Origin of the sequence: Pseudalkalibacillus sp. A8 (assembly GCF_045920555.1) — a bacterium.
GTDB lineage: Bacteria > Bacillota > Bacilli > Bacillales > Fictibacillaceae > Pseudalkalibacillus.
In genome coordinates this window covers 1,920,428-1,933,923 of the sequence record NZ_CP174509.1, presented here as the reverse complement: position 1 = coordinate 1,933,923, position 13,496 = coordinate 1,920,428, and the positions used below count along the sequence as shown (strand labels likewise).

Here is a 13,496-nt window from a genome sequence, read left to right as displayed (position 1 = left end):
TAATATCTATTATCTCATGTTTTCCTTCGCTTTTGTAGGTTTTACCTTTTACCAGAACACCGCACTTTAAATGTCGCTTTTGTATTCTTTCCATTCATGATCCAGGAATAATTTTTGAAGTGTTAGCTCTGCCTGATTGCGAAGATGAAGATTGGAATATTTGATGACCTCATGATAGCCGCGGACGATGATGTTATACTCTGACGTATCCTCGTATCTGCGGTGGAAAGAGACTTTAACGTTTTTCGCTTTCATCTCTTTACGGATTTGATGCAGTTCAAGAGAAATTTCCCTCATTCTGTTTTCAATCCAGAGGACGTATGGCTGGGTGAATTTGAATGGCGCACGTTGGAAGATTTGCAAGTCCCGATTGAGGATCGTCAATAACATCGGGTACAAGATGAAACGATCGATAAGCAGGCTTTCCTCTTTTGTCGCATACATCGAGCCTATGCCCCTCCTTATCCCGCGCTGTTATTTCTGTTTTTACGTAATGGAAGCATTCGAGCAGACAAGATTTGACCGATACTGAAGGTCCGTGTTTCCTTTCTTAACGAGCAATAACCAGTCATCGTCGTTTCTGTAAGCGACGTAATCCAGACAACACGTTGTGTAATCGAACCGTCGTTGGACAGATAGACGATTTCAATCGGCTTATTCTGTTCGAAAGATCGATATAACATCCTTCTCATGCTCAACCCTCCATTTTTTATTATTATATGCGAACGTAAGTTCTATATGCAACTGTTTCTGGATGAGAAAGTTTTCCAGTAGGAAAACGCATGGGCCCGCTCTGTGACCGCGAAGGTGTAGCTCTTTGAGTGCTTCGTTTTGGGTTATTGACGTTTCCAGGGAGTTAAAGTCCTTTTTTGAGTACGTCATTTTTCGATTTTCGCAAAACCAGGGTGTCATAAAGCTGCTTTGAGTACCTCGTTTTCCGTTTTTCGCAAAACCAAGGTGTCATAAAGCTGCTTTGGGTACCTCATTTTCCATTTTTCGCAAAACCGGGGTGTCATAAACCTGCTTTGAGTACCTCGTTTTCCAATTTTCGCAAAACCAGGGTGTCATACTCTTGCTTTGAGTGCCTCGTTTTCCATTTTTCGCGTTTTAAGGGCTTTATATCTCGCTCATTAGGGGTTCAAATCTATGGAATACGGCTCGGCGGGTTAACCGTATGAGTTGGAGATCAATCCGCTCACATAAAAAAGGACTGGCACCATGCCAGTCCTCACTAATTCAACTCAATTGCATCCTTTTTTCTTTTGCGGCTTCATAATTGCCGATATAGCTTTTCAACTGCTGATCTTCCAGCCAGTACGTTCGGTCCATCAGTTTATTCAAAAAGTACCTGTCATGTGATACGACAAGGATTGTACCTTTGAATCCTTCCAATGCCTCTTCCAGAGCTTCTCGTGATTCGATATCAAGATGGTTCGTCGGCTCATCCAGCAATAACAGGTTATAATTCTCTGACATCATTTGTGCCAATCGCAACCGTGTCCGCTCGCCACCACTTAAATTGTACACCTTTTGAAACACGTCTTTTCCGAAGAATAGGAACCGGCTTAGACGATATCGGGCCTCTCCTTCGTCCACGTTTGCGATATCCCGATAGGCATCGAGGACGGACCAGTTTTCGTAGCCTGTCAGCCCTTTTTGGGAGAGATAACCGATCTTTACAGAAGCCCCGATCCGGACAATCCCTTGATCTGCGGTGATTTCACCTAATATCAGACGGAGGAGCGTCGATTTGCCGACTCCGTTCTTCCCGATGATCGCAGCACGTTCCTTATATTGAAGGAGCATACTCAAATCATTAAACAGGGTTCTCTCTTCCATCGTCTTCGACACACCTTCAAAAATGACCACATCTTTCCCGCTTCGTTTAGAGGAATTGAACTCCAGGGCCGCCGTCTGCCGTTCAAGTTTCGGACATTCGATTTGATTCATGCGTTCCAATGCCCGTTCCATGTTACGGGCGCGTTTATGCATTTTTGGATTGTCAGCACGGATCGCCCAATCCCGCATCCGTTTGATCGCTTCCTTCATCTTTTTGATTTTTTTCTGTTGATCCTGATAAGCCTGGAATTCAAGCATCAGGCGTTTTTCTTTTTCTTTTACGAAGGTCGAATAATTCCCTTTGTATTCTTCAATGACCCCTGAATCGATCTCTATCGTCTTTGTGGCGACTGCATCAAGGAAATAACGGTCATGTGAGATGAGAACTACCGCACTATCATAATTCCTGATATACTCCTCCAACCAGTCAAGTGCCTCCATGTCGAGATGGTTCGTCGGTTCATCAAGTAATAGTAAATCCGGCTCTTCAAGTAGGATTGCAGCGAGTCCGACTTTCGTTTGTTCGCCCCCGCTCAGAGATTGGAACGGATGATCATTTAGATGCTCGAGCCCGAGGCCATGCAATACCCCTTTGATTTTCGAATCGATTGCATATCCGTTCACTTCTTCCAAGCGATCCTGAAGCTTACTGAATTTCTTGAAATGCTTCTCAAGATTGTCTTGCTCATCAGGATCTGCCATTTTTTCAGTGACCTGTTTTAATTGTATTTCGATTTCATAAACTTCGTGGAAGGCTTGCTTCAAAACCTCTTCCACCCTCAAGTCTTCCTCTATATTCGGAATTTGATCGAGCATGCCGATTGTCAGTTCTTTCTTATAAGAGACATTACCTTTGTCGACGTGCTCTATTCCAGCAATGCATTTCATCAACGTAGATTTTCCTGAACCATTCGGACCAACCAGTGCAATTCGGTCCTTCTCATATATTTGCAACGATATATCTTCAAAAATCCAAGTACCTGCGTACATTTTAGCTATATTGTTTACTGATGTTACGATCATGAAATTAGTCTCCTTTGATATGATATTCCAAAGTGTCATAAACGAATTTTGGAACTTTTCTTTTGTTTTTCAGATAAAGAAAACTTGGCAAAGCCAAGCCTTTGGCAGGCTGAGCCATAGTTGACCTTACCCTGAAGAAAGTATTTATACTTTCTTTAAGTACAACAAAAAACCATGAGCAAGCTGACCTGCCCATGGTATCCGTCCATTTATAAGGATGAAAGGGGTAAGGTTCTGCTTACGTTTTGATCAATTCCGCATTTGGAAAAATGGACATACTTCTCCCGTCGAACGCAAAATCATGCGTAATAGAACGGACTTCGACTGTCAACCAATCCAAAATACGAAACAATCCTGTAAGCATTCCTTACACCTCCTAATTTCAATCGTAATAATTTTATATTACTGGAAAAATTCCAGTTCAGCAAGCCTATTTATATCGCTTTGTGCCACATCGTCCAGCGACCGATATCTTTGAAGCCCAAACGCTTATAAATCGAGCCAGCAGCCGGGTTATCGTAAAACAGACACTATGTCTTCCCCTCTTTCAAAACGTCATCACAGAGTGCACTTAAGCATCTGGAGGCAAGACCTTTGTTTCGGTGGTCCGTGTCAGTACAGACCCCTACGACCATTGCCGACATCGAATTTTCTGCAGTCGTGGAAACACTCGTGATTGCAATGTCTCCTTCTTTAATGAAATAAGTACGTCCAGTTTTTGATTGGATTGAATGCAGCATGCTGTCCCGTGAAGCCATTGATCCTGAGAACTCTTCAATTCTTTCACGCAATGAAAATATCGTATCCACATCTTCATCTTCAGCAATGCGTATATCCTCACGATCGAGATTGAGTCCTAATGCCTCGCCATCGATCATTTCCGCAAAATACATCCCTTTTTTCTTGTTTGAATATATGTAGTCTGAGAATTGGTCAATAATGTCCTCCTTACCGGATAAAATTTGAAAGTTTTCGACCGAAGAAATGATTTTCGCGAATCCTTCCACGTCGAATGGACCTTTTGCGTATGGGATGAAATTACCTTTATAGCGAAGAAGGACTGCGATCATATGGCCATCCTTATTCCATTCACCCCAAATTTCCTGAAAATTTGTTTCATAACCGAAGTTTTCTATATCTCCGATGATGAAAAGATTCAAAGCTCGTTCTTCACTTAAAAATCCCATTACCTTTTCGTGATCATTTTTTGTCAGTTTTCTAATCAAGTATATCCCCTCCCCCAAACGTATTAAGACTATTTTACAGATTCAGAGGCTGGAATCAACTGTTTTTTGGAAATTCAATGAATTTACTTTGTTGTTTCCTCAACCACCTTCTCTAAATTTCGACGGGCTTTTTTCACTGCACGCTGGATCGTCTTCCTATTATCCGTTTCCATCATCGCTAACAGCCTTTCACCCTCTTCATGGAATGGTCTTGCAGCCGCGGCCGAGAATACCATCGCAATATTCCAGCGTACAATCTCATTCTCTGATTCAACAAGCGATCTCAACCAAGTAATGACATGGTTCGGATATCGTTTCAACAACGCATCCCCGATTGCAAACGCTCCTAGATTTTTCTTCACATATTCCGCTTCATCATGCATGAGTGGTTCCAGAATTTGTAACAGCTCTGGCGCATGGGATTCGTTAAGTGATTTACTCGCATACATGATTGATAAGACTGTTGCTCGTCGGACGTTCTCAGATTCATCCTTTTTCCATGAATCGATGACACGATAGAAATCATCATAGTGTCTTGCTAAGACCTCACCACAGCCACCGGCAGCCCATTCCCTTACCTCCCAATTATCATCATCCGCAAACTTATGTAACAGCTTGACGCTTTCTTCAGGAAAATACCCATACAATTCAGGGATCAAATGGGCACAAACTTCTTTCGCAGATGGACTTTCAGATTCCCCTAAATGACTCGCAATCTTCCAAAGGATAGTGGTATCCTCATTTAGTTGTTTCAAAATCCAATTGGTCACCTTTCGCTTAACTTGTGCAGGTGCTGTACCTGCATGCTTCGTCTTCTCTTTTTCCAATAAAATGATAATTTCTTCCCAGTCATGAATTTTTATTGCTTCTGCAACCGATATCTTCAAATCCTTCATTCCTTTTTCAACTCCTGACCCTTTCAATCAATAGGCAGTCTTCTTTTTTTCCTTCGTGTAATTCATGAGAATCCAAACATCGGACAGGGTGGAAACCACATTTTTCATAACAGCGGAGGGTACGATGATTCCGCACCTGCGGATCCATGACCACTTTTTCTGCTTCTAATTCATGGAACAGGTAATCAACGACCGCATTGACAAGATCCGTTCCGACGCCTCGATTCTGATAATCAAGCTCTCCAATGAATTGATCCATTCCATATATTGATTCATGAAGTTTATAGCTATAAATTCTTTTCTCTTTTTCGGATAAAGGGTAATATTGAACATAACCAATCGGTGTTTGGTTCCACATCACCAAATTTCTTGAAACACGATTATCATTTTCATAAAAATGCTCATAGACTTTATGGAGGTCATGTGGGCGGTCACGACCTTCATACCATTGCAGAACTTCTGGATCATTCAGCCATTTGACGAGCAGTACAGCATCCTCTTTTTCCAATGGCCGTATGAAAAAGTTTCCTGATTCAATCATTGTCATCAACCTTTCTGGACAAAAGAACGTTTAAATGGAGGTCTTTCATATGAATCGTTCAACTACACTGCGTTATATTATATACTTGATTTTATACAGCGCCTTACTAATTGCTGGGTTTAAGATTGAAGAATTGCTCCATATCAAAGCAACAGAGAATTTCCTGCTCACCCCTGTCTTTTATTACTCCATCTTGTTTCCAATACTAGTCGGTATGTTACTGGCGTTTCCGCTGAGCGATTTTTCATTGAAAAATAGCCGGAATTTAAAAATCAATTGGAAAAAGCTGTTTATATTCGGGATTCCTTCGCTTCTTGTCTTGCTTTTTCCTGCTTATTATTTTTCACTTTTCGGCTGGGGCGACTTGATTCCATTTGCTGATTTGCTTTATGGAAATGAAAAGCTCCACTTCTTTGCGGGGATCGTGTTCGGCTTTACGATCGTTAACAGCATTGATGAAAGAGAACAGTTAGAAGAAGATTCAAGAAAGGATGTAGGGTGATGAATATACAGAAATACATCCAAACACTTTTTGTCAAGAAAGATGAAGAACTTGAAAGGATCACCGACAAGTTGCTTCAAGTCGGGATGCCGACCATTTCTGTTTCACCTGAGTCCGGCAAATTACTAACTCTGCTCGTCAACATTTCAGGTGCGCAAAATCTTCTTGAAATCGGCGCTTTAGGTGGTTATAGCGGGATTTGTCTGCTGAGAGGGAATGACAATGCCCGTCTGACTTCACTTGAACTGCATGAAACCTATGCGGATGTGGCGAAACAACATGTAGAAGAAGCTGGTTTTAAAGGACGTGTACAGTATAAAATCGGTCCTGCTCTCGATTCATTGGAAAACCTTAAAATAGACGATGCTACGTATGACTTCTTCTTTATTGACGCCGACAAAGGAAACTATCGGAACTATTTGGACTATTGCATTGAACTGGCTAGACCAGGTGCACTGATCATAGCAGACAATACTTTATGGGGCGGTGAAGTCCTTAATGAGGATACAGAAGATAAAGAAACGAATGCTATACAAGCCTTTAACCGGAAAGTGTCTGATCATCCTCAACTGGAAAGCCTTTTAGTTCCGCTTGGCGATGGATTGACGATTGCTCGGGTGAAGGAAAAATAAAAATAGGTATGATGGCATGGTTTATGAAAAAGAGCTTGACAGCATAGTGTTATGCTCTTTTTTCATTTTTGGCAATACGGCATCTTTTGACTCATTTGGAGTTCATGGTCATATGGATATGGAGGATTTCATTCATAAAAGTGGAAATTTTAAAAAGATGAGAATCCCATAAGAGAGGTGAATGAAACATGACGATTCAACATCTCGACGCTTTGATCAAACATCATCTACAACAGATCATCCAGCAACAGAACGGTTTTAACTTCACCTTTACAAAAATTGATAATGGGCGGTTCATACATACGTTTTGCGAGGGTCAGCTTCTAAAAAAAATGAACCTTGATCCCGACCAAGTCGTCGGCTATAAATTAAAGGATTTCCTACCGGAAGAGAAAGCGATCCGAAAGACGATGTTATATGAAAAAGCATGGGGTGGAGAAACCGTCTCTTACGAAGATACTGTATTCGATGTTTCTTACCTGGGTTCACTGAATCCAGTTATTGTAGATAATCATGTCATTCAAGTAATCGGAACCTGTATCGACATTGGTGAACGTAAACAAAGAGAACTTATGCTTGAAACCAGTGAACAGCATTTCAAGTCTTTGTTCCTCTTCAATTCGGACCCCGTCTTCTCTTTGGATCAAAACGGGTACTTCACCAGTGTCAATAATGCTGCGAAAGAACTTACCGGTCACTCTGAGGAACAAATGAAACAGCGTACCTTCTTGCCTTACATCACGCATGATCATCAGCTCGATACTTTACATAAGTTTCAGCAAGTGATGCGCGGTGAATCCTTAACTTTCCATTGTGCCATCGTAAATGAAAGGAAAGAACGGAAGGAATTGAAGGTTACTGCTGTCCCTATTGTCATCCATGGGAAAGTAACCGGGGTATATGGTGTTGCCCGTGATATCACGAAACAGCTTGAATATAAGAGAGACTTGGAACTAAGTGAAGAACGATATCGGATCCTTGTTGAAAATTCACCAATCGCAATAGCAGTCCTTGTTGAAAACAAACTGAAGTATGTTAATCCTTCTTACTTGAAATTATTAGAGATCGAATCCAAGAAATCTGTACTGGGACAATCGATTCATGATGTACTTCACTCTGAAGTTTTAAGTGACTTCTCAGATAAATTGCGTAAGATTTCTAATTCAAATATCCCTTCCTTTACGGCTGAAAGCAAATTGGTAAGGGTGGATGGACAAACTGTGGATATAGAGATGACTGCCATTCCGATCGATTTTGAACACCAAAAAGCGGTCCTTCTGATGCTGAATGATATCAGGGAACGTAAAAAAACAGAAAATGAGGTTGATACAGTCAACCGTCAAAATGAATTGATTTTAAATACAGCGGGTGACGAATTCTTAAGCCTGTCACCTAGCGGTCATATCAGTTTCGCTAATGATGCTGCTTTACAGCTGTTAGGATATGAACGCGGGGAATTGATCGGTAAGCCTGTTTCGATCCTTTTTCAGGAATCCTCAGATACAAACTGTAATTTCCTTAGTAAAATCAATCGATCAATAAAAAAACAAACGATCCATCAAGAACATGAACAGTATATCAATCGAAGAAAAGGGGAGCCGATTCTTGCCGACATCACGATCACCCCGATTACAGAAAATCAAGAAAGGAAAGGGACTGTTCTTGTCATTAAGGATATTACTCAACAAAAGAGACTGAACGAAATCATGATCCGTTCTGACAAGTTGTCCGTTCTTGGAGAACTAGCGGCAGGGATTGCTCATGAAATCCGCAATCCGCTCACCTCCCTAAAAGGGTTCATTCAATTGTTTCAAACCGTGATTGATCATCGCTATACTGAATATTGCGATATCATGCTTGAAGAACTTGAAAGGGTCAATAATATCGTTGGAGAATTTCTGATGCTGTCGAAACCTCAGGTATCAAGCATGTCTCCACAAAATCCTGTCTTACTTATTAAAGAAGTCGTTTCCTTTTTATATTCAGAAGCAACGATGAACAAAGTAAATATCCATGAGGACTATCAGATCGAAGAGGTTTTGATTCAAGGGGAAGGCAATCAGCTGAAACAAGTGTTCATCAATCTATTAAAGAATGCAATCGAATCGATGGATTCAGGCGGAAATGTATTCATCAAAGTTGAAAAAACAGATGACCGAGAACTACGCATCTGTTTCCAGGACGAAGGATGTGGAATTGAAAAGGACCGTCTGCCGACGTTAGGGCAGCCATTCTATACAACGAAGGAACGCGGCACAGGTTTAGGTCTGATGATCTGTTACAAGATTGTTGAAAATCATCATGGAAAGATTTCATTCCAAAGCAAAGTTGATGTTGGAACCATTGCAGAAATCAAACTTCCAATATTGACATGAACAGATGAAAAATTCGGTGTTTAATCATCAATGTATAGGGTAATTTAGAGATAAGCTTATACATCCAAGAAAACCAGTCCATTGGCAAGAAAGCTTGTCCATTCTTATAATTACCTTAGAATTTCAAAGGGGAGTAGCTTTAACAATTTCGTCGTCAATTCAGAGGAATTTCCTTTCGGCGTTATTGGCAACTCGACGTTGTTAGCAAGACCTTTGCCTCTAATGGTAAGGGTCTTTTTTGTATGTCAAGACTCGTACCATTAGGGATTCAAGTCTTTCTTATGAAAGGAGTCAGTATTTTATGGATTCACTTTGGTTGGAGTATGCTTGGACTTTACTCATATTGATCGGGCTTGAAGGCTTACTATCCGCTGATAATGCCTTAGTTATGGCCGTTATGGTGAAACACCTCCCTAAAGAACAACGTAAAAAAGCACTCTTTTATGGTATCTTAGGTGCATTTGTTTTCAGATTTTCTGCTTTGTTCGTAATATCTTTTCTCGTCAATGTGTGGCAGATCCAAGCACTAGGTGCTGCATATCTTATGTTTATCGGCCTAAGACATATTTATAAGCAGCGCCGGATAAAAAATCAAGGACACATAGAGGAAAAAACAGAAGAGAAAGTCAGTGCAAAAGGGTTCTGGAAGACCGTCGTCCAGGTTGAGTTAGCAGACATCGCCTTTGCTGTCGATTCCATTTTGGCTGCCGTCGCGTTAGCACTTGCGCTTCCCGGAACCCCGCTTCCACAAATCGGTGGAATGGATGGAGGACAGTTTGCTGTCATTTTCCTAGGAGGGTTGATCGGATTATTACTCATACGGACGGCTGCCACTTATATATCTAAGGTGCTGAAAAAGCGTCCTGGCCTTGAAACAGCCGCATACCTCATCGTCACCTGGGTCGGTGTGAAGCTTGTCGTACTCACACTATCCCATGAAAAAATAGGCATCATTCCAGAACACTTTGCGCACAGTGTCCCATGGAAGTTTACATTCTACAGCATATTAGTCGCAATTGCTGTTGCTGGATGGTTCCTGTCTGGACAGAAAAAAGAGCCTGAAACGAAACAGAAACGTTCAAGGGAACAAACAGGAAACGCTTAATCTTGAACGGCTTAAATGATGTTTTACCCGTTTTAAAGGTGGAAAACGTGTTTTTTAAAAGCTAAGCACTGGTGTTGATTTTAAAGCGAAATTCGCGACACTCCGGCGGGATAAGCGAGCCAGGCAGGATACCGCAGCGATTTAAGGATCTTCGACTAACAACCACCACGTCCCTGCGCCTGCGGTTACTCGGCGCAAAACTATAAGGATGGAATTTAAGTCCGTGGGTCTTGTGGTGAACGTCGAAGCCACCATAAGGAAAGCTTCTAAGAATTCTCATCGCAGACACGAAAATGATTTCATTTTTGTGTTGAGATCAATGTGCAAGTGATTGAGGAGGCTTTGCGGAACGCCCGCGGAAAGGGAGTGAATTTTGCATATATCAACAATGAACTTTAACAGAGCTTTGATGTTAGAAAATCTTCTTGCGGTCACGTTCTTCTTTCAAAATTTCCACTGCTTCCCTAAAACGTTGTGAGTGGACAACTTCTCGTTCTCTCAGAAAGCTGAGGCCATCATTAATATCCGGATCATCACTCATATTGATGAGCCACTGATATGTAGCCCTTGCCTTTTCTTCAGCGGCAATGTCTTCATACAAATCAGCAATCGGATCTCCCTTGGCTTGAATATAGGTTGCAGTCCAAGGAACCCCCGCGGCATTATGGTAGAATAAGGCGTTATCATGGTTCGCATAATGATCACCGAGCCCTGCTTCCCTCATTTCATCCGGGGTAGCATCTTTTGTAAGTTTATAGACCATCGTTGCAATCATCTCTAAGTGTGCAAACTCTTCAGTTCCGATATCCGTCAACAAGCCAACGACTTTATCAGGAATCGAGTAACGTTGATTCAAATATCTCAACGCTGCTGCCAGTTCTCCATCGGCACCACCATATTGTTCAATCAGAAATTTCGCCAACATAGGATTACATTTACTTACCTTGACAGGATATTGTAGTTTCTTCTCATAGACCCACATGATTCAGCGCATACCTCCTTCAAGTAGTAGTCGTTTGGTCACATCTGCCAAGGCCAAGGAGGATCATCCCAATTCCACGGATATCCGGAGTAGCTTTGACCGTATTGCATCAAAGGACCGTATTTCTTTTCAATCTGTTGTCTTAACTTCATCCCCTTTTCAGCAAATTCATTGAATTGCTTGATCGAATCATAATCCTCAGGATGTGTGTCAAGATAAAGGGTCAATTCGACAAGGACGAAATCAATTTCCTGCAGCTGTTTCATCCATTGATAAAACTCATTCGGCATCTGTTTTGGTTTCGCCACCTACTCCTCCTCCTCTCTTTTCTTCTTATAAGGATTGCTGTATGGTGCATATAATGCCGGCCATAAGGTACCTTTCATCAAGGCTGTGGATGGATCGAATTGCTTCAGACCATATGGTTGAAAACCTAAATAAAGATTTGGCGGTGTTTCGTAGTATTTAATTTCTATTGGCGGACATGGATCATTCGGTCCAATATAGGGACGCCAAGATTTTCTATAGGTACTCATAACGGTTAAAACCTCCCTATAAACAATGTCATTTACACCTTATTCAAGTTCAACGAATAATAGACTTCAATAAACTTTTTTGTAGGTTAAAGGTTCAGACTTATTCCAGGAGTTTTGGACTTATTCTGAAATTTTTAGACTTAACCCAAAATTTTTAGACATTGTGGCTGATACCGGCCATCAATAACGAAAAATGAGCTGACTCTCAGAATCAGCTCATCTTCATATCATTATTTTAACCAAGCAGCCATGCATCAAGAGAATATGCGCCTGGTCCTGCAAGAACGAAGGCGACCGCTACAGTTATGATCGCAAGGTTGTATTCATACCCACCATCTGTAACCCAGTAGCCGTTTTTACCATGAACTTTGAAGATCGCTACGAGCATAGGGAAAATCATCAGTACTGCCCCAACCTCAGTAAGCAGGCCGAATGCGATCAACAACCCTCCAACCAATTCACCTAAACCAGCCATAAGAGCCATGGTGTGACCCGGCTTCAATCCAAGCGATTCAAAAAATCCTGCCGTTCCTTTCAGTCCATGGCCACCGAACCAGCTAAACAGTTTTTGAGTCCCGTGTGCGGCGAAAGTCAAGCCAAATACGAGACGAAGCAATAGTAGTGCTATATCCATCTTTATCTCTCCTTTGTTCTAGTTGTTTTAACTTACTTTATGTAAGTATATTATTATAAGTCACTTACTTTTGTCAAGTTACCTTTTAAAATTCATTGATCTGTTATACGGATTTGTTAATTCTTTTATAGAATTTTGCTTTTAGCGAAATTCGCGATACTCCTCAGGGAAAAGCGAGCCAAGCGAGACCCCGCAGCTTGGATACAGAGAGGTGATCACTTCAAACTTCCTGCGGCGGTCGACACATTGATTTACATCTTATGTGCGAGCCCACGCAGAACCAAGTCTTTGTTTGGTTCGAGCTTCCTCGTCAGTTTTCCAGTGACCTACGTGACTTAGCGGGTCGCTTCCGCTTTTCTTCAGCCCGCGGAAAGGGAGTGAATTTCGCAAAATCAACATTTAAGAAATATATAAAAGAAAAAACCGCCTCCTTTCAAGGCAGTTTACCTGTTTTGATTCGTTAGTATGATTGGCCCTTTTTTAGTGATCGCAATTGTATGTTCATATTGCAGACAATAGGCCATCAACCGTTTTCGCTGTCCAGCCATCCTCTTCTACATATACCAAGTGGCTTCCGCAATTCAGCATTGGTTCGATTGTAATGACCATGCCTTCCTTTAATTCAGGTCCTTGTTCAACCGGTCCATAGTGAGGAACGATCGGAGGTTCATGCATTTCTCGTCCAATCCCATGACCCAGGAAGTCCCTGACGACTGAAAAGCCTTTCTTCGAAGCATATTGTTCAATGGCATGGGCGATATGGCCGATCCGGTTCCCTGCCCTCGCCTGCTCAATTCCTTTGTATAATGCTTGTTCAGTCGTTTCTAAGAGAGCCTGGGCCTTTCCATTTATTTTTCCCACCGGATAAGACCATGCGGAATCAGCCAGCCATCCATTCAAATTCACAACAAAATCGATCGTTATGATGTCTCCCTCTTTCAATTTAGAAGATGAAGGGATACCATGACAGACGACATCATTTATAGAGGCGCACGTCGAATGACGATAGCCCTGGTAGCCTTTCTGCTCGGGGGTTGCCCCATGCTTCCTTAAGTATTGTTCAACAAAGTCATCAATTTCTTCAGTTGAAACTCCAGGCTTGATCAGTCTCCTGATTGCATGATGACAGTCACTGAGTAACCGACCAGCTTCATGCATCATTTCGATTTCTTCTTTCGTTTTAAGAACGATCATCCGACCACCTC

15 protein-coding genes and 1 pseudogene are annotated in these 13,496 nt (G+C 41.7%); 4 read left to right on the top strand and 12 right to left on the bottom strand.

Features of this window, described 5'->3' with window-relative positions; all coding sequences use genetic code 11:
- Positions 1-66: 66 nt before the first annotated feature.
- The 7 genes from ACJROX_RS10085 to ACJROX_RS10055 all read right to left on the bottom strand — a co-directional run bounded on the left by ACJROX_RS10085 (position 67) and on the right by ACJROX_RS10055 (position 5,525).
- Positions 67-444, bottom strand: coding sequence for a hypothetical protein (locus ACJROX_RS10085; RefSeq protein ID WP_408010626.1), 378 nt, complete (start codon positions 442-444; stop codon positions 67-69).
- A gap of 17 nt (positions 445-461) precedes the next feature.
- Positions 462-692, bottom strand: coding sequence for a hypothetical protein (locus ACJROX_RS10080; protein WP_408010625.1), 231 nt, complete (start codon positions 690-692; stop codon positions 462-464).
- A gap of 544 nt (positions 693-1,236) precedes the next feature.
- Positions 1,237-2,862 (bottom strand): ribosomal protection-like ABC-F family protein, encoded by a 1,626-nt coding sequence (gene abc-f / locus ACJROX_RS10075; protein ID WP_408010624.1) that lies wholly within the window; start codon positions 2,860-2,862, stop codon positions 1,237-1,239.
- A gap of 238 nt (positions 2,863-3,100) precedes the next feature.
- Positions 3,101-3,226 (bottom strand): RAxF-45 family protein, encoded by a 126-nt coding sequence (locus ACJROX_RS10070; protein ID WP_408010623.1) that lies wholly within the window; start codon positions 3,224-3,226, stop codon positions 3,101-3,103.
- A 166-nt stretch (positions 3,227-3,392) separates the two neighbouring features.
- The gene (locus ACJROX_RS10065) at positions 3,393-4,088 is read right to left on the bottom strand and encodes a GNAT family N-acetyltransferase (protein ID WP_408010622.1); all 696 of its coding nucleotides are present in this window, start codon (positions 4,086-4,088) and stop codon (positions 3,393-3,395) included.
- Between the two features lie 83 nt (positions 4,089-4,171).
- On the bottom strand, positions 4,172-4,984 hold the full coding sequence (locus tag ACJROX_RS10060; protein WP_408010621.1) for a DNA alkylation repair protein: 813 nt from the start codon (positions 4,982-4,984) through the stop codon (positions 4,172-4,174).
- A 7-nt stretch (positions 4,985-4,991) separates the two neighbouring features.
- Positions 4,992-5,525 carry a GNAT family N-acetyltransferase gene (locus ACJROX_RS10055; RefSeq protein WP_408010620.1) on the bottom strand — a complete coding sequence of 178 codons (534 nt, stop codon included), beginning with the start codon at positions 5,523-5,525 and terminating at the stop codon, positions 4,992-4,994.
- Positions 5,526-5,574: 49 nt separating this feature from the next.
- On the opposite strand from ACJROX_RS10055, the gene ACJROX_RS10050 reads away from it, so the two are divergent.
- The 4 genes from ACJROX_RS10050 (at position 5,575) to ACJROX_RS10035 (ending at position 10,139) form a co-directional block, all read left to right on the top strand.
- Positions 5,575-6,027 carry a hypothetical protein gene (locus ACJROX_RS10050; RefSeq protein WP_408010619.1) on the top strand — a complete coding sequence of 151 codons (453 nt, stop codon included), beginning with the start codon at positions 5,575-5,577 and terminating at the stop codon, positions 6,025-6,027.
- Positions 6,024-6,659 carry an O-methyltransferase gene (locus ACJROX_RS10045; RefSeq protein ID WP_408010618.1) on the top strand — a complete coding sequence of 212 codons (636 nt, stop codon included), beginning with the start codon at positions 6,024-6,026 and terminating at the stop codon, positions 6,657-6,659. The genes ACJROX_RS10050 and ACJROX_RS10045 overlap by 4 nt, the downstream gene beginning before the upstream one ends.
- A 188-nt stretch (positions 6,660-6,847) precedes the next feature.
- A complete protein-coding gene (locus tag ACJROX_RS10040; RefSeq protein WP_408010617.1) occupies positions 6,848-9,034 on the top strand; it encodes a PAS domain S-box protein in 2,187 nt (728 codons plus the stop codon).
- 301 nt (positions 9,035-9,335) lie between these two features.
- A complete protein-coding gene (locus ACJROX_RS10035; RefSeq protein WP_408010616.1) occupies positions 9,336-10,139 on the top strand; it encodes a TerC family protein in 804 nt (267 codons plus the stop codon).
- 412 nt (positions 10,140-10,551) lie between these two features.
- Here ACJROX_RS10035 and ACJROX_RS10030 read toward each other — a convergent pair whose 3' ends face one another.
- The 5 genes and pseudogenes from ACJROX_RS10030 to map form a co-directional block, all read right to left on the bottom strand.
- Positions 10,552-11,121: a manganese catalase family protein gene (locus ACJROX_RS10030; protein ID WP_408010615.1), complete on the bottom strand. Its 570-nt coding sequence runs from the start codon at positions 11,119-11,121 to the stop codon at positions 10,552-10,554.
- A gap of 38 nt (positions 11,122-11,159) precedes the next feature.
- A complete protein-coding gene (locus ACJROX_RS10025) occupies positions 11,160-11,411 on the bottom strand; it encodes a spore coat protein CotJB (protein WP_408011626.1) in 252 nt (83 codons plus the stop codon).
- Positions 11,412-11,429: 18 nt separating this feature from the next.
- Positions 11,430-11,657 (bottom strand): spore coat associated protein CotJA, encoded by a 228-nt coding sequence (locus tag ACJROX_RS10020; protein ID WP_408010614.1) that lies wholly within the window; start codon positions 11,655-11,657, stop codon positions 11,430-11,432.
- A gap of 235 nt (positions 11,658-11,892) precedes the next feature.
- Positions 11,893-12,291 (bottom strand): DoxX family protein, encoded by a 399-nt coding sequence (locus ACJROX_RS10015; protein WP_408010613.1) that lies wholly within the window; start codon positions 12,289-12,291, stop codon positions 11,893-11,895.
- Between the two features lie 443 nt (positions 12,292-12,734).
- Positions 12,735-13,485: pseudogene (gene map / locus ACJROX_RS10010) on the bottom strand (type I methionyl aminopeptidase).
- Positions 13,486-13,496 lie beyond the last annotated feature (11 nt).